The following is a 273-nucleotide window of genomic DNA, read 5'->3' on the forward strand; positions in this document are numbered from 1 at the left end:
TCGAGCAGGTTCGTCACTTGATCGAGGCGCTCGATCAGCGAGGGATGCACCTTGGCGCACATCTGGCGCAGCTCGGTGAGCTGGCCTTGATCAATGGCCTGATCGACCAGCCGGCCCATGTTGGCACCGTGGCTCATGGCCTTGAGCTTCAGCACCTGAAGCTGGATTACTTCGTCAAAGTTCATGATTCCTCCAAAATCCAAAAGCGGATGCTTTGGATTCTAGGAGGAAGTCAGATCGCAGGCAAGGGAAACTGCGCCGCTTGAAAAGTTC

At 55.3% G+C, this 273-nt stretch carries 1 protein-coding gene; it reads right to left on the reverse strand.

The annotated features are described in order from the left end of the window. On the reverse strand, nt 1-185 hold a 185-nt coding region (locus ABG80_RS04565), incomplete at its 3' end, for a hypothetical protein (protein WP_152987459.1). Nucleotides 186-273 lie beyond the last annotated feature (88 nt).

The sequence above is a fragment of the Aquabacterium parvum genome (assembly GCF_001447195.1).
Classification (GTDB): domain Bacteria; phylum Pseudomonadota; class Gammaproteobacteria; order Burkholderiales; family Burkholderiaceae_C; genus Aquabacterium; species Aquabacterium parvum.